This is a genomic window from Rhodococcus yunnanensis NBRC 103083 (genome assembly GCF_001895005.1).
GTDB classification, from domain to species: domain Bacteria; phylum Actinomycetota; class Actinomycetes; order Mycobacteriales; family Mycobacteriaceae; genus Rhodococcoides; species Rhodococcoides yunnanense.
In genome coordinates this window covers 385,505-409,657 of record NZ_BCXH01000004.1, presented here as the reverse complement: position 1 = coordinate 409,657, position 24,153 = coordinate 385,505, and the positions used below count along the sequence as shown (strand labels likewise).

Annotated in this window: 2 protein-coding genes; both read right to left on the bottom strand. The window is 64.6% G+C overall.

The genetic code is table 11. The features are described from left to right. Nucleotides 1-2,800: non-ribosomal peptide synthetase (locus RY1_RS10090; RefSeq protein ID WP_139279791.1), on the bottom strand; the 2,800-nt coding region annotated here is incomplete at its 3' end. Nucleotides 2,801-2,941: 141 nt separating this feature from the next. Beyond that, nucleotides 2,942-23,839: a non-ribosomal peptide synthetase gene (locus RY1_RS10085; RefSeq protein WP_072803374.1), complete on the bottom strand. Its 20,898-nt coding sequence runs from the start codon at nucleotides 23,837-23,839 to the stop codon at nucleotides 2,942-2,944. Nucleotides 23,840-24,153: the final 314 nt, after the last annotated feature.

Here is a 24,153-nt window from a genome sequence, read left to right as displayed (position 1 = left end):
CAACCGGACGCGCACGATCGGACGGCAAATCCAACTGCTCCGGCAACCCCGCCAACGCCGACCGCCAAAACGCCACCTGCTCCGACAACAACGAACCCGACTCAGACTCCGACCCCAACACCCCACGCTGCCACAACGCAAAATCCGCATACTGCACCGGCAACGGAGCCCACCCCGGCTCCCCACCCCCAGCCCGAGCCACATACGCACCCATCACATCCCGCGTCAACGGCCCCATCGAAAAACCATCAGCCGCAATATGATGCACCACGAACACCACCACGAACTCAGAACCAACACCCACAACCTCGAACAACCGAGCCCGAAACGGCACCTCCGCCGTCACATCGAAACCAACAGACACGAACTCGACCACGCGCGCGAGAACATCCGACTCCGACACCGGCTCCGCCGTCAGCGTGGGCGCCACGGCATCCACGTCGAGCACCAATTGGGATCCCACACCGTCGATTTCGGGGTACATCGTGCGCACCGACTCGTGACGGGCCAGGACGTCGCGGATGGCCGACTCGAGCGCGGGCACGTCCAGCTCACCCGTCAACCGGATCGCCACCGGAATATTGTTCACCGCAGACGCCGTATCGAACCGGTTCAAGAACCACATCCGCTGCTGCGCCAACGACAACGGAACAATCTCCGGACGCTCCTGTGGGACAAGAGGTGCCAATCCACCGGCGCCGACGTCGATCGCGTCGTCGACGATCACCGCGAGACCCGCTACCGTCGGCGCATCGAAGAAGTCGCGAACATCGACACGGATGGCGAATCGCGCATTGATGCGCGAGATCACGCGTGTGGCGATCAGCGAGTTGCCGCCGATTGCGAAGAAGTCGTCGTCGACACCGATGGTGTCGGACCCGAGGACCTCCTGGAACACCTCTGCTATCGCACGCTCCGAGTCGGTGGACGGCTCGCGGTATTCGCTCGCAAGCGACGAGAAGTCCGGCGCGGGCAGGGCTTTGCGGTCCAGCTTTCCACTGGAACCGAGCGGAAATTCGTCGACAGCGACGAACAGCCCTGGGATCATGTATTCGGGTAGACGCGATCCCACCGCGTCGGCCAGATCCTGCTGCTCGATCGTCGCGCCGAGTGCGGGGACGACATAGGCGACAAGGACGTCACCGAGCGTGTCGTCGGAATGCACCAGTGCCACGGCCTGCGAGACCGACGTGTGCTCCAGCACGGCCGTCTCGATCTCACCGAGCTCGATGCGCAATCCGCGTAGCTTGACCTGGAAGTCGGTGCGCCCCACGTATTCCAACATCTCGACGTCGCCGCGCTGCACCCACCGGACGAGATCGCCCGTACGGTACATCTGCCGGCCTGCGTCGAACGGATCGGCCACGAAACGATCGGCTGTCAAGTCAGGTCGCGCCACGTACCCGCGGGCAAGTTGGATACCCGCGAGATACAGCTCTCCCTCGACTCCGACAGGCACGGTCCGTAGGGCGTCGTCCAACACGTACAACTGTGTGTCGGCCACAGCCCGACCGATCGGAACCGAACCGGTTTCCGCGGCCTCGGTCGCGTAGTAAGTGACGTCGACGGCGGCCTCGGTGGGGCCGTACAGGTTGTGGAGTTCGGCCGAGCTGATGGTGTGAAACCGAGTGGTGGTCTGGGCGGGAAGCGCTTCGCCCGAGGCGAAGACGTACCGCAAGGTCGTGATATCGCGGACCGAGGGTTCGGCTACGAACACCGCAAGCATCGACGGCACGAAGTGCGCGACGGTCACCTCGCGCTCGGTCATGACGCGGGCGAGGTAAGCGGGGTCGCGGTGACCGTCGTGTGCGGCGATGACGAGGCGCGCACCGACCTGCAACGGCCAGAAGAATTCCCACACCGACACGTCGAAGGTGAACGGCGTCTTCTGCAGCACCACATCGTCCGTCGTCAGCGCGTACTCGTCCTGACGCCACTGCACGTTGCTGACGATTGCTCGGTGCGACACCGCAACGCCCTTGGGACGTCCGGTGGATCCGGAGGTGAAGATCACGTAGGCCACGGCATCGTCGGTCAGCGACCGCACCCGGTCTTCGTCGGACAAGGCCGTCGCGTCGACATCGTCGAGGTCGAGCGTGTCGATCTCGACGACGCCGGTTCCTGCCGGCAGGTCGAGAGGTTCCGTGGACAGGGCGAGTACGGCGGCCGGTTGTGCAACGTCGAGAACGTAGGCGAGCCGGTCCGCAGGGTGATCGGGGTCGAGCGGAACGTAGGCCGCACCAGTTTTGACGATCGCGTACATTCCGACGAGAAGATCGAGCGACCGACGGATACCGAGCCCGACGAGGGACTCCGGGCCGACTCCCCTGCCCACGAGGTGACGGGCGAGCCGATTGGCTCGGGCATCGAATTCTGCGTAGGTCAGAGCTGTGCCCTCGAACTCGATCGCGGTCGCGTCGGGGGTGCGTGCGACCTGGTCCTCGAAGCGGGAGACCAGCGTCGGAGAACCGGCGGGTGCCACGTCCCCCAACAGCTCGGACGCGTCGGCGGCGATCGAGTCGACGATGGCCGCGAGTCCGCCGGATTCGAGTGCACCGGGAAGCAGGTTGGACAGCACGACGGTGACGAGCGCCTCGGTCCCCAGCGCGCCGCCCATGGCTGCCTCCAGAGCAGCCAGTTCGGTGGACAACGTCGTGTAACTCACCGCAGTCTCACCGTGAGTCAACGCGATGCGATCGGGCGCAGCTGCGACGACGGCAGCTATCACTGAAGGAAGTTCGTCCACGGCAACGCTGCCGGCAGCGCTCTGGCTCCGAGTGTTCGGCCGACCATTCGACATCTGACTGTTCCTCCTACTAACCGCCGCTGCGCGCGTCACGATGCCCTACGTATGCGAGACGCACGCGTACACGAGACACCCTACGAAACGATGCGACACAAACCGGCTTCGACTCCAAGTTCACGATCGGACGCATGTCGGTCACTGCATGGGGGCACCGGCTCCTCCCGGCGGAGCAGCCAGGTCCTGGGCGTCGCGAATCAAGGTGGCAACCGTTGCCGCAAAGCCGTCCGCGCCGAGAGCGGGCAGAATCCCCGGGAGAAGACCTGTCAGTGCCACCGACAACACCGCTTCTGGTTTCAGTGCACCGCCGGTCGATCTGGAGACCGCCGACAGTTTCTCGTCGAGTTCTCCGAACGTGACGCTCGTGCCGTCGTGCGACAACGCAACGGAGGATCCAGCAACCGTCGCTGCGGCCGCCACCAACTCGGGCAGGTCGTCGATCGTCTTCGGCTTGGCTGCAGGCACCACTCGCTCGGACTCGGAACGCATGTCCACGGCACGAACGATGCTGTCGGGATCGGACGTCAGGAGATCGAGAAGGCGGACGAAGCGCTGCGCGAACAGGTCGACCGTCGCCGGCTCGAACAACGACGTCGCGTAGTTGAACACGGCGTCGATTCCGACGAGCTCGCCGGAATCGTCGAAGCGCTCGACAGCGGTCAGCTGTAGATCCACCTTTGCCTGCTCGAGGCCGCTGTCGAGAGCCGACACTTCCAATTCGGGCAACGCGAAGGTGCCGGAGGCGAGATTCTGGAATGTCAGCATGACCTGGAACAGCGGGCTGAAGGCCGCCGAACGCTTGTGTCCGACCACCTCGACGACCCGCTCGAACGGGACGTCGGCGTTGCCGAACGCGGCCAGATCCTTCTCTCTTACTCCGGCCAACAGGTCGGCGAACGTTGCACTCGGCGGAACCGATGTTCTCAGTACCAGCGTGTTGACGAACATGCCGACGAGATCGTCGAGGGCTGCATCACCACGGCCGGCAACCGGAGTACCGATGGTGATGTCCTGCTCACCGCTCAACTTGGACAGCAAGACCGCCAGGGCACTGTGCACCACCATGAAGACCGTCGCGCTGTGCTCGCGTGCAGTCTTCTGCACACGCGCGGCGATGTCGGATGCGACCGTGAACTCCATCCGGCCACCGCGCATCGACGCTCTGGCCGGCCGAGGAAAGTCCGTCGGCAACCCGATCTGCTCGGGTGCACCGGAGAGCGTGTCCGACCAGAACGCGATCTGCTTGGCCAGCACGCTGTCCGGGTCGCTCTCGGATCCGAGTACTTCCCTCTGCCACAGCGAGTAATCGGCGTACTGCACGGGCAATTCGGCCCACGAGGGCGCATCGCCGGCCGTGCGCGCGACATAAGCGGTCATGACATCTCTGATCAGCGGACGCATGGAGAATCCGTCGGCGCTGATGTGATGGGCAACCAGGACCAGGACGAACTCGGAATCGCCGGACTCGGTGATGCGGTACAGCTCCGCGCGGACCGGGACCTGCGCCGCAACGTCGAAGCCTTCGGTCACGACGTCCCCGACTGCAGCCAGTACGTCCGCCGCCGAGATGTCACGCAACTCGAGAGGCGGCTGCGCCTCCTCGAGCGGCACAACCGACTGGACGGGGCCGTCCGCGGTATCGGGGTACCGAGTCCGCAGAATCTCGTGCCGCCGGAACAGGTCGCCCACCGCCGCTCGCAGCGCGGCGACGTCCAACGACCCGGTCAGCCTGATGGCCACCGGAATGTTGTAGGCATCGGACGTGCTGTCGAACTGGTTGAGCGTCCACATCCTCTGCTGCGCCAACGACAGCGGTACGACGTCCGGTCGGGGCCGCGCCACGAGCGGCGCGCGGGCACCCTGTCCCACGTTCGATTCCACACGGGCGGCGAGGGCACCGACCGTCGGCGCCTCGAACACCGCACGGACCGAGATCGGCGCATTCAGTGCAGCACCGAGACGAGCGACGAGCTGAGTCGCGACCAGCGAATTGCCGCCAAGGGCGAAGAAGTCGTCGTCCAGACCGACCCGAGGTACGCCGAGAAGCTCGGAAAACACGCGCGCCACGATTTCTTCGATCGGATCGGTCGGAGCTCGGAATTCCGTCGATTCGAAGACCGGGGCGGGCAGCGCGGCACGATCGAGCTTGCCGTTGGCGTTGAGCGGCAGCGACGACAGTACGACGAAGTGGGACGGCACCATGTACGACGGCAGGGCCGAGTTCAATGCTGTTCGCACCGCATCGATGTCGACCGACGCGGATTCGGCGGAAACCAGATAGCCCACGAGCCGATCACCGGTGTGTGGGTCCGAATACGACAGCACGGCAGCGTCGCCGAGCTCATCCATCGCCCGCAACGCTGCCTCGATCTCACCGAGCTCGATCCGGAAACCTCGGATCTTGACCTGGAAGTCGGACCGGCCCGCGAAGACCAGTTCTCCGTCTGCGGTCCAGGACGCGAGGTCGCCGGAGCGATACAGCCGTCCGCCGTCGGAGTCGAAGGGGTCTGCGACGAAGCGCTCGGCAGTCAGATCCGAGCGACCGAGGTAGCCGCGGGCCAACTGATCTCCGGCCAGATAGAGCTCACCCGTGGTTCCGACCGGGACCGGGTGCATCCGCGAATCGAGCACGTAGACCCGGGTGTTCCACTCCGGCCTGCCGATCGGAACACGTGCGCCCTCGTCGGGCAGGACCAGGTGCGAGGTCACCGACACCGCTGCCTCGGTCGGACCGTACAGGTTGAACAGAGCGATCTGGTTGTGCTCGACGAAACGCCGTGCGACATCGCCGGGGAGTTCCTCACCGATGGCGAGCACCCGCTTCAACGACGGCGGCAGTGTGTTGTCCGTGACCGTCATCAGTGCGCTCAGCATCGACGGCACGACGTGGAGCGTGGTGATCGACTCGCCCGCGATGATGTCCACCAGCCTCGCAGGATCGCGGTGCTCGTCCGGTCCAGCGATGACGAGAGTTGCACCCGACGTCGGAGCAGACCAGAACTCCCACACCGACAAGTCGAACGTCGCCGCAGTCTTGAGCAGCACGGAATCGTCTCGTCCGAGGTCGAACTCGGTGCTCTTCCAGGTCAGCTGGTTGACGATCGCGGCGTGGCTCACGGCGATGCCCTTGGGCCTACCTGTCGATCCCGAGGTGAAGATGACGTAGGCACAGTTGGCGGCACCGAGCGAGGACAACCGCTCGACGTCGGTGATCGGCGAGTCCTCATACGAGGACAGATCGAGATCGTCGACGTACGTCGTCGGAAGATCCGGGACCGGGTGCTCCGAGAATCCGGAGCCGTCGTTCGACGTCGTCAGCAGCAGTACCGACCTGGCGGTCCCCAGGATGTAGTCGATCCTCTCCCGTGGCTGATCGGGATCGAGCGGCACGTAGGCGCCACCCGCTTTCGCGACCGCGAACATCGCGACGACCAGATCGGCGCTACGACGAATCGCCAGCGCCACCAGAGTTTCCGGTCCGACATCGCGGGAGATCAGGTAACGCGCCAATCGGTTTATCCGCGAATCGAATTCAAGGAACGTGAGGCGGTCGGCGCCGTCGACCAACGCAGTCGCGTCGGGCTGGGCGGTGACTCGAGCGTCGAACAGCGAGACCAACGTGGCCTCACGGTTCACCGGGTGAGCCGTCTGGTTCCACGATTCGACGACGAGTGTCTGCTCGACCGTGTCGAGTACGTCGACATCGCCGATCGGCACGTCGGGTCGATCGACGACGAATTCGAGCAACCGCACGAAACGCTGGGCGATCGAGCCGACGGTTGCGTGGTCGAACAGGTCCTTCGCGTACGTGAACTCCGCAGCCATGCCTGCGGGTGACCCGCTCTCGTCGTAGCGATCCACCACGATCAGGTGCAGATCGAACTGCGCGACACCGGATTCGACCTCCACCGCAGCGATGTCGAGACCGGGAAGTGCCAGATCGGTGACACCGTGGTTCTGGAACGAGAATCCGACTTGGAACAACGGATGCCGAGCTGTCGAGCGAACGGGGTTGATGACCTCCACCAGTCGCTCGAACGGCACGTCCGCGTTCGCAAAGGCGGCGAAATCTGTCTCGCGGGCACGGTCGACGAGAGCGGTGAAGGGCATCGATCCGTCCACCTGGGTGCGCAGCACGAGAGTGTTGACGAACATTCCGATCAAGTCGTCCAATGCGCGGTCACCGCGACCGGCGATCGGCGTACCCACGACGATGTCTTCCGTTCCGGACATCCGCGAGAGCAGTCCCGCGAACGCCGCGTGCACAGCCATGAACAGCGTGCCACCCTGCGCCCGCGCCAGATCGCGCAGACGTCGGTGCAGTTCCGGATCGATGTCGAACTCGACGCTCGCCCCGGCGAACGACTGTGCCGCCGGCCGCGGACGGTCGGAGGGAAGCGCGAGCTCGTCCGGGAGACCCGCCAATGTCTCGGTCCAGAAACCGATTTGGCGCGCTGCCGTCGAATCCTCGTCGGACTCGGATCCGAGCATGTCCCGCTGCCAGAGACTGAAGTCCGCGTACTGCACAGGTAGCGGAACCCAACCCGGATCGGCACCCGCAGTCCGCGCGGCGTAGGCAGTCATCAGATCGCGCGCCAAGGGCCCGACCGACACACCGTCGACGCTGATGTGATGCGCAACCATGGCGAGCACGTGCTCCGTGGCATCGGTCCGGTAGAGCTCGATTCGAATCGGAACGTCCGTCGTGACATCGAACTGTGTGGCTGCGAGCGACGCGATCTGTTCGGCAACAGCGTCCGGCGCGACCTCGGTGACCGTCAGTTCGGGAACAGCCTGCGAAGGATGCAGAATGACCTGCACCGGCCCGTTCTCGGTCTCCGGATACACCGTCCGCAGCGACTCGTGACGCGACATCAGATCGGCCACCGCCGCCCCGAGTGCCGAGACGTCCAAGTCTCCGGACAGGCGGAGCGCAATCGGCACGAGGTACGCCGTCGATGTGGGATCGAACCGGTTCAGGAACCACATTCGCCGCTGCGACAGCGACAACGGAATCTCCGTCGGCCGCTCCCGTGCAACAAGAGCTACGCGACCGGCACCACCGGAGCGTTCGACCTCGACGGCCAGCTTCGCGACAGTGCGCGCCTCGAACAAGGCCCGCACGGGAACCACGGCGTCGGCCGCTGCACCGATACGCGACACCACACGAGTCGCGATCAACGAGTTACCGCCGAGTTCGAAGAAGTCGTCGTCGACACCGATCCGTTCGACGCCGAGCAGGTCGGCGAAGACCTCCGCGACGATCTCCTCGAACGGGGTGGTCGGTGCACGGAACTCTCGAATCTCGAAGACCGGTTCGGGCAATGCGCGACGGTCCAGCTTTCCGTTCACCGTCAACGGAATCTGCGGCACGACGACGAACGCCGACGGGACCATGTAGTCAGGTAGCAGGGCGGCAACTCCGGCCCGAATATCCGACAGATCCGCAGTGGCGCCCGAGGCAGGCACGACGTAGGCCACCAGCTGATGCGCGTCATGGCGGTCGGCCCGGACCACCACTGCGACCTGACCGACCGAATTCTGTTCCAATACGGCAGTTTCGATCTCGCCGAGCTCGATCCGGAAGCCCCGGATCTTCACCTGATCGTCGGCACGACCGACGAATTCGAGATCGCCGTCTGCGGTTCGACGCGCGACGTCACCGGTGCGGTACATCAGCGAACCGCCGCGATGCGCATGCGTACCCGAGAACGGGTTCGCGACGAAACGAGTGGCCGTCAACTCCGTACGTCCGAGATATCCACGAGCCAACGTGCCACCGGCGACGTACATCTCACCGGCGACCCCGACCGGTACCGGCTCGAGGCGTGAGTCGAGCACGTAGACGCGCAGACCAGGGATCGCGCCGCCCACTACGGAACCCGTCGCGCTCGCGACCAACTCGCTGTCTATCCGACGGTGCGATACGTGCACCGTCGTCTCGGTGATCCCGTACATGTTCACCAGCTCGGGACCACGGTCACCGTGACGCGAGAACCAATCCGACAGCCGACGCAGTTCGAGAGCTTCACCGCCGAAGACGACGTAGCGCAGTTCCAGCTCCGCATCGCCTACAGGCGCAACCCGATCCACTTCGGCGAGTTGATAGAACGCCGAGGGAGTCTGGTTGAGAACCGTGACCTTCTCCCGAATCAGCAGTTCGCGGAACGACTCCGGCGACCGCGACGTGAAGTAGTCGACCACCACGAGCGTGCCGCCGTGCAGTAGCGGTCCCCACAGCTCCCACACCGAGAAGTCGAATGCGTACGAGTGGAACAGTGTCCACACGTCGCCGGAGTCGAACTCGAACAGACCGTCGGTGTTCGCCATCAGACGCGCCACGGCTACGTGCGGGACCACGACACCCTTCGGTCGTCCCGTCGACCCCGAGGTGTAGATGACGTAGGCAGCGTCCTCGGGACGAAGCCGACGAATGCGCTCGGCATCGCCGATTGTCGCCGAGTCGACGTCCCCGAGATCGACAGCGTCGACTTCGACGCACGTCAGGCCATCCGCTACCGAGAACTCGCGACCCTTCCAGGTCACCAGGGCAGCAGGCGCCGCGTCCTCCAGGACGTACGCGATTCGATCCGCCGGATTGGTCGGGTCGACCGGGACGTACCCACCGCCGGACTTGATCACAGCCAACAGTGCGACGACGAGCTCGACCGATCGTGGCAGCGCGACGGCAACCAACGACTCGGGTCCGACACCGATCGAGATCAAGTATCGCGCAAGCCGATTGGCTCGCCCGTCGAGTTCGAGGTAGCTCACGCGCTCGGCACCGAACACCACCGCAGTCGAGTGTGGCGCCTGTTCGACCTGTCGGTCCAGCAGGTCCACCAGCGTTCGAGTGGATGCATCGATACCGTCGACACCCGCCCAGGTCGACGTCACCAGGACTCGTTCGTCGGCGCCGAGCAGATCGATGTCGCCGACGACGACACGAGGGTTGTCGACGACAGCGTCGAACACTCGATTCAGTCGTGCACCGAACTCCTCCACCGTGCGTCGATCGTAGAGATCCGTCGAGTAGGTCCAGAAGACCTCCAGTCCGTCGGGAGCACCGTCCTCCGCGATGGACTCGGTGACCGTCAACTGCAGATCAGCCCGCGCCGTCGCCGAATGCACGTCGACCGATGCCACTGTCAGGCCGGGCAATTCGAACTCGGTCCGCCGAATGTTCTGGAACGCGAGCAGTACCTGGACCAAGGGATGGCGGCTTCTGGAGCGCTCGGGGTCGAGAACCTCCACCACTCGCTCGAACGGAATGTCCGAGTGCGCGAATGCAGCCAGATCGGCCTCGCGAGACCTCGCCAGCAACTCGCCGAACGTTGCCGAAGCCTGCACGTCGGTCCGCAGGACCAGCGTGTTGACGAACATGCCGATCACGTCGTCGAGGGCCGCGTCGCCACGGCCTGCTATCGGTGTTCCGACAACGATGTCCTCCGTCGCCGACATACGCGCCAGCATCAGAGCCACCGCACTGTGGACGACCATGAACAGCGATGCGTTGCCCTCGCGCGCGAGTTCCGACAAGCGTCGGTGGACATCGGAGCTCACGGCGAAGGAGACGACGTCGCCGCGCCCCGACGCCGTGTCGCCACGTGGTCGATCCGACGGCAGCGTGACCTCGTCCGGAAGGTCGGCCAAGTTCTGACGCCAATAGATTTCCTGCTGAGCGAGAAGCGAGCCCGGGTCGGACTCGGATCCCAGTACGTCGCGCTGCCAGATGGCGAAGTCGGCGTACTGGACCTCGAGCATCGTCCAGGTCGGATCCTGACCTTCCGCCCGCGCCACGTACGCGGTCATCACATCGCGCGCCAACGGTGTCATCGAAAATCCGTCGGCCGCGATGTGGTGGGCGACGAACATCAACACGTATTCGTCGTCGCCGACGCGGAACAGTCGCGTTCGGAACGGCACGCTGCTGGTGACGTCGAACCCGGTTGCTGCCATGTCGTACATGGCCGTGGCCAGCTCGTCGGCTGTGACATCTCTCGGCACCACATCGAGCGTGACGTCACCGGAGGCCAGGATTTTCTGGAAGCCGGAACCGCCGTGATCCGGATAAACGGTACGCAATGATTCGTGACGGCTCACGAGATCGCTCACCGCTGCGGTGAGCGCTGCGACGTCGAGCTGTCCGGTAAGCCTGATCGCCGCGGGAATATTGTTGACGGCGGACTCCGGGTCGAAGCGGTTGAGGAACCACATGCGTTGCTGCGCAAGGGACAACGGGATCAGAGACGGACGATCCTGCGGGCCGAGCGCTGTGCGCCCACCGGTCCCGGACTTGCGTTCGACGCTTGTCGCCAATGCACCGACGGTCGAGCTCTCGAACAGTTCACGCACGGCGACGCGCGTGTCCAGCGCAGCCCCGAGTCGCGAGACCAGCTGCATCGCGACCAATGAGTTCCCACCGAGCTCGAAGAAGTCGTCGTCGAGACCCACCCGTTCGGCGCCCAGCACGTCACCGAAGATCTGAGCAACGATCTCCTCGATCGGCGTCACAGGTGCGCGGAACAGCGCGACGTCCATGCTGGGGACCGGCAGAGCGCGACGGTCGAGCTTCCCACTGGCGTTGAGCGGCAAGGCATCGAGAGTGACGAACGACGACGGCACCATGTACGACGGCAGGGACGCCTTCATGGCGGAACGAAGAGCTGCCGAGTCGATCGCGTGGCCGACACGCGGCACGACGTAGGCAACGAGCCGGTCTCCTGCGCGTTCGTCCGAATGGACGACGACCACCGCGTCGTCGACGTTCTCGCCGGCGGATCGGAGACTGGACTCGATCTCTCCGAGCTCTATCCGCTGGCCCCGGAGCTTGACCTGGAAGTCGCTCCGTCCGACGTATTCCAGCTCGTCGCTGTCGTTCCATCGCACCAGGTCGCCGGTACGATAGAGACGAGCCCCGTTGTCCCCGTAGGGATCCGCCACGAAGCGCTCGGCGGTCAGATCGGCCCGGCTCGCGTATCCACGGGCCAGCTGCACGCCACCGACGTAGAGTTCTCCGAGGACACCCGCTGGCACGGGGTGCAGCCGCTCGTCCAGAACGTAGACCTGCGTGTTCCACAACGGCACGCCGATCGGCACCGCCTCGATGTCGGTGCCGGACGCCGAATGGTGGGTGACGTAGACAGTGGTTTCGGCAGGTCCGTACAGGTTGTGCAGTCGCACGTTCGGAAGGACCCGAAGAACCCGAATCACGGTAGGCAGGGGAAGCATCTCACCGGCAACGAACAGCATTCGCAGCGAACGGCATGCTTCGTTCTCGGTGTCGGCGACGTACACCGACAGCACCGAGGGAACGAAGTGTGCAAGCGTCACCTGTTCCCGCTCGATGATGCGGGTGATCCGACTGGGGTCACGATGCGCGTCAGGGGGTGCAATAACCAGTGATGCGCCGTTCCCCAACCCCCAGAAGAACTCCCACACCGAGACGTCGAAGGTTGCAGGGGTCTGCTGAATCAAGACGTCGTCTTCGGTCGGGCGATAGCGATCCCGTCCCCACAGCATCTGGTTCACGATTGCGCGATGGCTGACCGACACACCCTTGGGTCTGCCGGTGGACCCCGACGTGAAGATCAGGTAGGCCGGGTTGTCCGGTCGGAGCGCAGCGGTGCGATCGGCATCGGTGATCGGAGTGCTCGAGACTTCGCTCAGATCGAGCTGGTCGAACACACAGATCGGAGCGTCCGCCGTGATCGAATCGGCCACGTCCTGCGTCGCCAGGATCAGCAGCGGCAGTGCGGTCGCGAGGACGTGCTCGTTGCGCGCGGCAGGTTGATCGGGGTCGATGGGCACATAGGCGGCACCGGTTTTGACGATCGCATACATTCCGACGAGCAGCTCGAACGAGCGACGCGCCACCAACGCGACCGTGGACTCGGGTCCGACCCCGCGGCCCGCCAAGTAGCGGGCGAGGGCGTTCGCTCGGGCATCGAATTCCGCGTAGGTGAGTACCTGAGGGGGCTCGTCGGTCTCCGATGCGAGTACGAGAGCAGTCGAATCCGGAGTGCGAGCGACCTGTTCGTCGAACAGCGACACCAGTGTGTGCGCACCGTCGACTGCCTGCGCGGTGTCGTTGACACCGTGCACGAGCTGATCGCGTTCGTCGGCATCCTGAAAGTCGATGTCGCCGATCACAACTGCCGAGTCGGCACTGACTGCGCGCAGGACCCGTACGAACCGTGCCGCGAGCGTCTCTACTGTCGACTCGTCGAACAGGTCGGTGGCGTAGGTGAACAAGCAGGACAGACCTGCGTCGGCACCGTGTTCGTCGACCGTCTGACTCATGGTCAGCTGCAGGTCGAACTTGGAACCCTTCGTCTCGAAATCCACCATCGAGACCGACAGTCCCGGCAGTTCCAGGCTGGTCCGCTCCATGTTCTGGAACGAGAGCATGACCTGGAACAGCGGATGGCGTGCCTGCGAACGAGCAGGATTGAGTACTTCGACCAGTCGTTCGAACGGTACGTCCGCGTGTGCGAAAGCCTGTAGATCGATGGATCTGTTGCGTGCGAGGAACTTGTCGAAACGAGAGTGCCCGTCGACGGGGGTCCTGAGTACGAGCGTGTTGACGAACATGCCGATCAGATTGTCGAGCGCCGACTCGCCGCGCCCGGCGACAGGAGTGCCGATCACGATGTCGTCGCTTCCCGACAAGCGCGAGAGAAGGACGGCGAACGCCGAATGCATCACCATGAACAGCGAGGACCCGTTGCGGTGCGCCAGATCCGTCAGATCGCCCACCGTTGCCTGATCGATGAAGAACGGCACAGCTGCGCCGCGATTCGATGCGACCGCAGGTCTCGCGTGGTCCGTCGGCAGATCCAGTTGTGCGGGAATCGATTCCAGAGCGGACTTCCAGTAGTCCTGTTGCTTGGCGAGCAGAGAGTCCGAATCGCTCTCGTGTCCCAGCATGTCCCGCTGCCACAGGCTGTAGTCCGCGTACTGCACCGGAAGAGCTGTCCAGTTCGGTTCGGCACCTTCGGACCGTGCGACATAGGCGGTCATCACGTCCCGCGTGAGCGGACCCATGGAGTAACCGTCGGTCGAGATGTGATGAACGACCAACACCAGGATGTGCTCGGTCGGGCTGATCTCGAACAGGCGTGCGCGCAGCGGCAACTCGACAGTGACGTCGAAGCCCGCCGTCGCCACGTCTTCGAGAACAGTGAAGATGTCGTCGCCGGAAATCTCGATCGGCGAAAGATCCGGGATCACTTCGCTGGTCGGAAGAACCACCTGGTGCCCGGATCCGTCGATCTCGGGGTACACGGTGCGAAGGGATTCGTGCCGATCCAGCACGTCCGCTACGGCGATGTTGAGCGCCTGCCGATCCAGCAACCCGGACAGGCGGACCGCGACGGGAATGTTGTTGACACCGGATGCCGTGTCGAACCGGTTGAGGAACCACATTCGCTGCTGGGCGAGCGAGAGCGGAACGACGTCGGGACGAACTTGCGGCACCAACGGCTTGCGTCGTCCGGCACCTGCTCGTTCCGTGAGAGCCTGCGCCAGAGCACCGACCGAAGGGTTTTCGAACAGCGAACGAACGCCGATCTCGGCGTCGAGGGCAGCGCCGAGCCGCGTCACGACACGGGTTGCGATCAGTGAGTTTCCACCGAGTTCGAAGAAATCGTCGTCGAGGCCGATCGCATCCGCGTCGAGTACCTCGCCGAACACGCGCGCTACCGTCTGCTCGGTCGGTGTGACCGGTTCGCGGTACTCGCGCTGCACGTGCACGGGGTCGGGAAGGGCGCGGCGATCCAGCTTTCCTGTTGCACCGAGCGGGAACCGGTCCATCGGCACGAACACCGACGGGACCATGTACTCGGCCAGCCTCTGCGCCAACATGTTTCGTATCGGGCGTAGATCGGTGTCGGGTGCAGTGACCACGTAGGCGACCAACTGCTCGCCGCGCACCGCCACCGATGCCTGTGCGATGTCGGCGTTCTCGAGCAGCACGGCTTCGATCTCGCCGAGTTCGATGCGAAGGCCTCGGAGCTTGACCTGAGAGTCGCTGCGCCCGATGTACTCGAGTTCCCCTGCACGGTTCCACCGCACGACGTCACCCGTGCGGTACATACGACTTCCGGACTGCGCGAACGGATCTGCGACGAACCGATCGGCGGACAGGTCAGGACGGCCTACGTAGCCACGTGCCAGTTGATCGCCCGCAAGATAGAGCTCTCCCGCAACGCCGATCGGCACCGGCAGCAGACGTGCGTCGAGCACGAACACCGAGGTGTTCCACACGGGCACACCGATGGGCATCACCACGGTGTCGACATCGCTCACGGGGTGGTACGTCACGTCTACTGCAGCTTCGGTGGGACCGTAGAGATTGTGCAATGCCACTCTGGGCAGCGCGCGGCGCAACGATTGTGCCGTCGTCGGAGCCAGAGCCTCACCCGAAGCGAATACCAACCGCAGCGAGCTACCTGCATCTCGCCGTACCTCGACCTCGGGAACGAACACCGACAACATCGACGGCACGAAGTGCGCCACCGACACCCGTCGACGCTGGATCAGCTCCAGAAGGTACGCCGCATCCCGGTGACCGTCCGGAATCGCAATGGTTATCGAGGCTCCGTTCTGCAGGGCCCAGAAGAATTCCCACACCGACACATCGAATGTCGAGGGGGTCTTCTGCAGCACCACGTCGTCGGCACCGATCGGGTACTCGTGCTGCATCCACAGCAACCGGTTGACGATCGCGGCGTGCGAGACCGAGACACCCTTGGGTCGGCCTGTCGAACCCGAAGTGAAGATGACGTACGCGGTGTTCTGCGCACGCAGCGGAGACACCCTGTGCTGTTGCGTCACAGGGTCGCTCGAGTATCCGCCGAGGTCGAGTGAATCCACATCGAGGACGTCGACCGTCGCCAAATTCGGGTGATCGCGCGTCGTGGACAACACGCACACCGGAGATGCGGTGAAGACGATGTATTCGTTGCGCTCGGCCGGCTGCGTGGGATCGATCGGCACGTAACCGGCGCCCGCTTTGACGATGGCGTACATTCCGACGAGCAGTTCCATGCTTCGCCCGATAGCAAGTCCTACCAACGTATCGGGGCCGATACCGATCGAGATGAGATGTCGAGCAAGGCGATTCGCTCGTGCATCGAACTCGGAGTAGGTCAGAACCTCGCCCTCGTACACCAGCGCCGTCGCGTCCGGTGTGCGCGCGACCTGTCGATCGAACAGGTCCACGAGGGTGACATCGGATGCGATCTCCCGACTCGTACCGTTCCAGGTGGACACCACCCGCTCGCGTTCCCCCGTGTGCAGCAGGTCGATGTCGCCTACCGCGACCGAAGAATCGGCGACGACCGCTTCCAGTACTCGAACGAACCGGAAGGCGAAACTCTGCGCCGTTTCCGCATCGAACAGATCGATCGCGTAGGTGAACTCGGCCGACATGCCCTGTCCGCGGCCGTCCGGTCCGATCGACTCGGTGACGTTGAGCTGTAGATCGAACTTGGCGACCTCGGTGTCGAGAGCGACGCTGTCGACCGAGAGCCCGGGAAGTTCGACGTGTGTCCGCGCGAGATTCTCGAACGACAACATGACCTGGAACAGCGGATGCCTGGCCTGTGAACGTGCTGGATTGAGCACCTCGACAAGACGCTCGAACGGCAGATCCGCATGGGAGAACGCACCGAGTGCAACTTCCCTGGCTCGGCCGATCTGCTCCGTGAAGGACAGCGACGTGTCGACTTCGGTCCGCAGCACGAGTGTATTGACGAACATCCCGACCAGATCGTCGAGCGCGGCATCACCGCGACCGGCGACCGGCGTTCCGACTGCGATGTCGCTCGTCCCGGACAACCGTGCGAGCAGCACCGCCAGAGCGCCGTGCACCACCATGAACAAGGACGCGTTGTTCGCGTGGGCGAGCATCGACAACTGACGGTGAAGGTCGGCCGAGACCTCGAAGCGGACCGACGAACCCTTGTAGGACTGCCGGCTCGGCCGCGAACGATCGGTCGGCAGATCAAGTTGGTCGGGCAACCCGGCGAGTACGTCCGCCCAGTAGTCGACCTGGCTGGAAATGAGCGACGCGGGATCGTCTTCCGATCCGAGAATCGACCGCTGCCACACACTGTAATCCGCGTACTGCACCGCCAACGGAGACCAGGCAGGCGGCTCCCATGCGGTCCTGGCCGCGTACGCGATCATGATGTCGCGGGCGAGCGGACTCAACGACCAACCGTCGGCGGAGATGTGGTGAACGACGATCGTCAGCACGTGCTCGGTCGGGCTGATCTCGAACAGGCGAGCCCGGACGGGCACGTCGGCGGTGACGTCGAACCCGGTCGACGCCAGATGCGCTATGGCACGCTGCAACTCGGCGACGGTGGTGTCGATCGGCATCAGGTTCGGCACGATCTGCGCGGCGTCCTGCACCACCTGGTGTGGGCCGTCCGCCGAGTCCGGGAACAGCGTCCGCAGTGACTCGTGTCGATCGATGACGTCGAGAATGGCCACCTGCAGAGCGGGCACGTCGAGTGCGCCGGACAGCCGGAGTGCGATCGGCAGATTGTAGGTGGCGGACTCGGTGTCGAACCGGTTCAGGAACCACATCCGCTGCTGCGCGAGCGAGAGCGGAATGCGCTCCGGCCGCACGCTTCGGCCGAGTGCGACACGTGCGCCACGGCCTGCTTCCTGCTCGACTCGAATCGCGAGCTGGGCCACGGTGGGCGACTCGAAAATCGCCCGGACCGGAACCTGTGCGTCGAGCGCCGCACCGAGCCTCGCCACGACCTGTGTCGCGATGAGCGAGTTACCGCCGAGCTCGAAGAAGTCGTCGTCCAGCCCCACCACCGGTGCGCCGAGGACGTCGGAGAACACCGTCGCGACGGTCTCCTCGATCGGCGTGGTCGGAGCACGGAACTGCCGGAAGCTGATGCCCACCTCCGGCGCGGGCAGCGCACGTCGATCCAGCTTGCCGATCGGTGTCAGCGGTACCTCGTCGAGGACCATGAGCACCGACGGCACCATGTAGCTCGGCAAGAGTGCGGACACGTGCCGCAGCAGTTCGTCCTTGTCGATCTCGGCGGACCCGTGCACGTAGGACACCAGAGCCGTGTGGCCGGACTGCATTTCGTGCCCGAGCGTCGCAGCGAACCCGACGGCGGGGAACGATTCGAGGGCGGCGTCGATCTCACCGAGTTCGATGCGGAATCCGCGCACCTTGACCTGGAAGTCCGAACGACCGACGTACTCGATCGCGAACTCCTTGGTCCACCTGACCACGTCACCTGTTCGGTACATACGCGATCCGGGTGCACCGAACGGATCGGCCACGAAGCGCTCCGACGTGAGGCCGTGTCGACGGTAGTATCCGCGAGCGGTCGCCTCGCCCGACAGGTAGAGCTCACCTGCGACACCGACAGGAACGGGCTGCAGACGCGTATCGAGTATCACGGCGCCGACTCCGGGAACAGGGCCTCCGACGGTGATGACCTCACCTGCGAACAGCTCACCACGTGTCGAGACGATGGTCGTCTCGGTGGGTCCGTACGCGTTGAAGAAGCGACGCCCGCGTGCCCACCTGGATACCAGATCCGGCGCCGACGCCTCGCCTCCGACGGACAACAGCTCCAGGGCGTCGAGCCCTGCCGGATCCATCGATCCGAGAACTGCCGGGGTGATGATCGCGTGCGTGACGCCCGCGTCCGCGAACAGCCGATGCAGTTCCGGGCCACCGATGATCGCCGGCGGGACGACGACGAGCGTGGCACCCGCCGACGCCGTCAGCGCCCATTCGAGTACCGACGGGTCGAAACTGGGCGAGATGACATGCAGGAAGCGCGATTCCACGGTGACGCGATACAGCTCACGCGACTGGTCCACAAGACCGGACAGGCCGCGGTGGGTGACGCTGACGCCCTTGGGCAGTCCTGTCGATCCTGAGGTGTAGATGACGTATGCGGCGTTGTCGAGACGGATCGGCGCACGCCGATCTGCATCGGTGATCGGTTCACCCGAGGATCCTTCGACCGAGCTCTCGAAGGCGTGGTCGTCGATGGCCCACCACTCACAGGTATCGGGAAGCTCGTCGACGCGTGCCGAGGACGTGACTCCGACGAGAGCTCCCGAGTCGGACAACATGTGGCGGACTCGATCGACCGGGTATTCCGGATCCACGGGCACCCAGGCTGCGCCGGTCTTCGCGACCGCCCACATCGAGACGACCATCTCGACCGACCGCGGGAAGGCCAGTGCCACCACGGTTTCCGGTCCGACACCGCGACCGATCAGATATCGGGCGTACCGATTGGTGATGTCGTCGATGTCGCGATAGGTGAGCTCGTCACCGTTCGCGTACACCGCGACGCCGTCGGGATTGGCCGCCACACCCGCTGCGAGAAACTCCGGAAGTGTGCGCGGCGACGACACCGGACCACCGTGCACGGTGGTCAGCTGCGCCAACTCGTCAGGAGTCAGAATGTCGATCGCACCGAGCGGCACGGAAGCGTCGGTGACGATGGCATCGAGGATCTTCAGGAAGCGGTCGGCGAATCCTTCGACGGTGGCTGCGTCGAAGAGGTCCGTCGCATACTCGAACGTCGCCTCGATGCGGTCGGGCGCACCCGACTCGTCGTGATGCTCCGTCAGCCAGAGCTGGAGATCGAACTTCGCGATCGGAACGTCGAGTTCGTCTGCGGTGGCACGCAACCCGGCGAAACTGAGATCGCTGTGCCGTGCCTTCTCCAGCGACAGCGCAACCTGGAACAGCGGGTGACGCGCCGTCGAGCGAGGCGGGTTCAGCACCTCGACGAGCCGTTCGAAAGGGATGTCGGCGTGTGCGAACGCCGAGAGGTTGGTGTTGCGGACCTGATCGAGCAGCTCGTCGAACGAATCACCTGGCTCGACCTTGGCGCGGAGCACGAGAGTGTTGACGAACATACCGATGATGTCGTCGAGTTCCTCGTGCGCCCTGCCTGCGATCGGCGCGCCGATCGCGATGTCGGTGGTCCCGCTCAGACGCGAGAGCAGCACCGCGTAGGCGGCTTGCACGACCATGAACAGCGACGCCTGATGTGATCGTGCGACGTCGCTGAGCCCACGGTGGACGCGCGGAGCGATGACGAAGCGACTCTTGGCACCTCCGTTGGTGGCCACGGCCGGTCGCGGGCGATCCGACGGCAGATCGAGCTGGTCGGGAAGTTCGTCGAGCGCGCGCAGCCAGAAGTCGATCTGTTGCGCCGACAGCGACGCCGAATCGGTCTCCACTCCCAGCATCCGGCGCTGCCACAGCGCGTAGTCGGCGTACTGGATGCGCAGTGGGGCCCATCCCGGTGCCCGGCCGTTCGAGCGGGCCTCGTACGCGACCATGATGTCGCGAGCCAGCGGGCCGAAGGACGATCCGTCCGCCGCGATGTGATGAAGAACCATTGCCAGCACGTATTCGGTGCCGGACAGCTCGAACAGTTCGATACGGAACGGTGGCGCCGCCGATACGTCGAAACCCTCTCGGGCCAGCTCGACGAGCTTCCTCGTCAGCGACCCCTCGTCGACGCCGACGGCGGTGAGCCCGGTGAATGCGTCGTCCGGCGACAGGATGACCTGTCGAGGGGCGTCGTCGACCTGTGGGTAGACGGTTCGCAGGCTCTCGTGCCGTGTCACCACATCGGCGAAGGCCCGCGACAGGGCGTGCACGTCGACACGTCCGGTCAACCGCACCATGAACGGCAGGTTGTAGGCGGCGGTGTCCGGGTCGAACCGGTTCAGGAACCACATACGCTGTTGCGCGAGCGAGAGCGGCAGAACCTCCGGTCGCACTCCCGCAACCAGTTCCGGTCCCGAGGATCCGTGTTCGATCGCGATCTCGGCACGCGCAGCCAACGCGCCGACGGTCGGCGCCTCGAACAGCTCACGGACGCCGAGCCTGATGCCCAGCGCCGAGCCCACACGGGTGACGAGTTGTGTTGCGATGAGCGAGTTTCCACCGAGTTCGAAGAAGTCTTCGTCGAGCCCCACCCTCGTGGCACCCAGTACATCCTCGAACACTCCCGCCACGACGTACTCGGCGCGAGAATGCGGTGCCCGATACTCTCGGGCGCTGGTGAAAACCGGCTCGGGCAGCGCGCTGCGGTCGAGTTTCCCGCTCGTGTTCAGTGGCAGCGCATCGAGAACCATGACGGCCGCGGGAACCATGTACGACGGCAGTGCGTGCGACGCGAATTCCGTTGTGTCGGAGGGATCGACGGCTCGGCCGGGCGCGGCGACGACATAGGACACCAATTGGTCGCCCGTTGCCGTTGCAACGACGAGTGTGACTGCCTGCGAAATATTTTCGTGCGCGAGCAGCACCGTCTCGATCTCGCCGAGTTCGATGCGCTGACCGCGGAACTTGACCTGGAAGTCGGTGCGCCCGATGTAGTCGATGTTGCCGTCCGCGCGCCACTTCACGAGATCGCCGGTGCGGTACATGCGCTCACCCGACGCGGAGAACGGGTTGGCCACGAAGCGGTCGGAGGTCAGGTCGGGTCGCCCGACGTAACCGCGCGCGAGCTGTACGCCCGCCAGATAGAGCTCTCCCGCCTGACCGATCGGAGCCGGCCGAAGGGTGCCGTCGAGCACGAATGCCTTGGTGTTCCACTCGGGTACGCCGATCGGGACCGTGCGGACGTCCGCGGGGCCGCTCGGGTAGTACGTCACCGACACCGCGGCCTCGGTCGGGCCGTACAGATTGTGCAGTCCGGCGTCGCCGAGAACCCGGAATGCAGCGGCGGTTTCGGCGGGAAGTGCTTCGCCGATGACGAACACGTGCCGCAGGGAATCACAGGATCCGGCGGGGGCATTGGCCACGAACACGGTGAGCATCGACGGCACGAAATCGGTGACGGTCACTCGATGTTCGGCGATCTTGTCGGCTACGTAGACCGGGTCCCGATGGCCGTCCGGAGTTGCCAGCACCATGGTGGCGCCGACCTGCAGGGGCAGGAAGAAGCCCCACAGCGACACGTCGAACGTCGTCGCCGTCTTCTGCAGGTAGACGTCGGAGGCGTCGAGCGCGTACTCGGCGGCCATCCATTGCAGCTGGTTGTCGATCGCCTCGTGCGTGACCGCGACCCCCTTGGGTCGACCGGTCGAACCGGAGGTGTAGATGACGTAGGCCGTGTTGTCGAGCCGAAGCGCACCGAGGCGGTCGGCGTCGGACACCCGCGCCGAATCCAGCGCGTCGTAGTCGAGTCGATCGACCTCGAGCACGTCGGTTCCGTCGGGTAGGTCGACGGCGTCGTGCGAGGACACCAGGACACACAGCGGTGACGCCGAATCGAGAATGTACGCGGTGCGTTCGGCGGGGTGATCGGGATCGATCGGGACCCAGGCGCCGCCGGCTTCGACGATGGCGTACATCGCCACGATCAGATCGATGGATCGCCGAATCGACAGTCCGACAAGAGTTTCGGTTCCTACACCCTTGGCGATGAGCTGGCGGGCGAGGCCGCTGACTCGATTGCCGAGCTCGCCGTACGTGAGAGCTGTCCCCTCGTACACGAGCGCTACGGAATCGGGATCGACGTCGACGCGCGCATGGAAGTCGGTCAGCAGAGTGCGCTGCTCGACCGGATGATCGGTGGCATTGAACGTCCCCAGCACCGCCGCCCGCTCGGCGCGCGTAGAGACATCGAGATCCCATACGCGCGAGCCGGGTTCGGCCGCGACGAACGTGTCGAGGAACTCCACGAAGCGGTCGTGATTGCGTGCCGATTCGTCCGAGGAGTACAGGTTCGGGTTCGACTCGAAGTCGATGTGAGTCTTGCTACCGCCGACGCTCTGGTACAGGTTGAGTCCGAAGTCCTCGATGAGTCCGGTCGACAGAATGTTGATGCCGCCCACCATCTCGCCGAGTCGCACCTCGGAGAAGAACAGCATGATGTTGACCCACGGCCCGAAGAACGACGCCTGGCCGCTGGTTCCACCTGCGTCGCGTCGGATGTCCTCGTGGCGGTAACGCTGATGCCGTAGGGCTCCGGATACCTCGGTGGTGACCTTGGTCAGAAGCTGTTCGATGGTCGTGTCCGCGGCCACCGTGAGCCGCAGCGGTACGACGTTGGACACCATGCCACCGGATCGCCGCAGCACTGCCGTGGTCCGCGCCGTGACCGGCAGGCTCAACACGACGTCCTCACGACCGGTCATCTGCGCCATGTAGCTGGCGAAGGCGGCGATCACGACGGTCGCCATGGTGCTCTCGGTTGCCGTGGTCAGCTCGTCGAAGCCCGCGACGGTGCCCTCACCGAGCGCCACACTGTCGATCTGACTGATCGGTGCAGGCGCCGCCGAACGGCCGGCGAGACTCGTGGTCTCCTCGATACCGGCGATCCGCTCGCTCCAGTACTGCTTGTCGGTGACGAATCGCGACGATTCGCGGTACGCGACATCGATCTCGTAGACCTTCGACAGGTCCGAGGACTGGTTCGGCTTCGGCTCGATCTTCTCGACCGCCGCGGTGTAGAGCTCGGCGACCCGGTTCATGAACGTCACGGCGCCGAAACCGTCGAGCACCACGTGGTGGACCCGGTTGAACCAGAAGTAGCGGTCCTCGTCGAGGTGCAGAACCGTGGCCGCGATCAGTCGATCACGGAGGATGTCGATCGGTGCGCTGTAGGCGGCGCGCATCCACTCGTGCGCGGCGCGGTCCGGATCGGCCTCTCCGCGGAGGTCGACGTAACCCAGCGGGTCGTCGAGGGAGGAGTCGACGAACTGACGTGGTTCGGCGTCGACCTCGACGATTCGAACGAACCCGGACTGCATCTCCATCGCAGCGGTCGAGGACGTTCGACGCAGGAGATCGGTATCGAGATCACCGCGGAGTTCGACGTACTGAGCGATGTTCGCGGGCACAGAAGGATCGACATGTTGCGCGAACCACATGCCGAGCTGTGCGGGAGAAAGCGGGAACGACGACTCGGGTACCCCGGGACCTGCTGATTCACTATCGGCTGATCCATCAAAACCTAGCGGGTCCAATCGAATCCTCTCTTTCCCACAATCACGCGCCCCCATCGATCGCCAGCTGCACCGACTGTTCGGTGGGCACCGAATACATCAATTCGAAAAATTCCCGTATCCACGAAACCGCAGACCACGGGCCGATAGAAGTTACCCATCGGTACATCTACATGACGGGCCATTGTCGTTACATCTGAAGTAGGTCGTCTCCCGTCGCCTGGCACTACCGACTCGTCGGACGCGTGTCATGAACACGAGTGCCCCCAGTCCCCGAACCTGAATCAGCACCGGTCCAATCTACAGGTCACCCGGCAGCGTTGACCAAAACGAACGAGCGACATCGGCTCCGCGTTTTCGAAAGCCCCAGC

Coding starts and splice junctions, on each gene's coding strand:
- RY1_RS10085 (WP_072803374.1), bottom strand. CDS start 23,839: ATGGGGGCGCGTGATTGTGGGAAAGAGAGGATTCGATTGGACCCGCTA.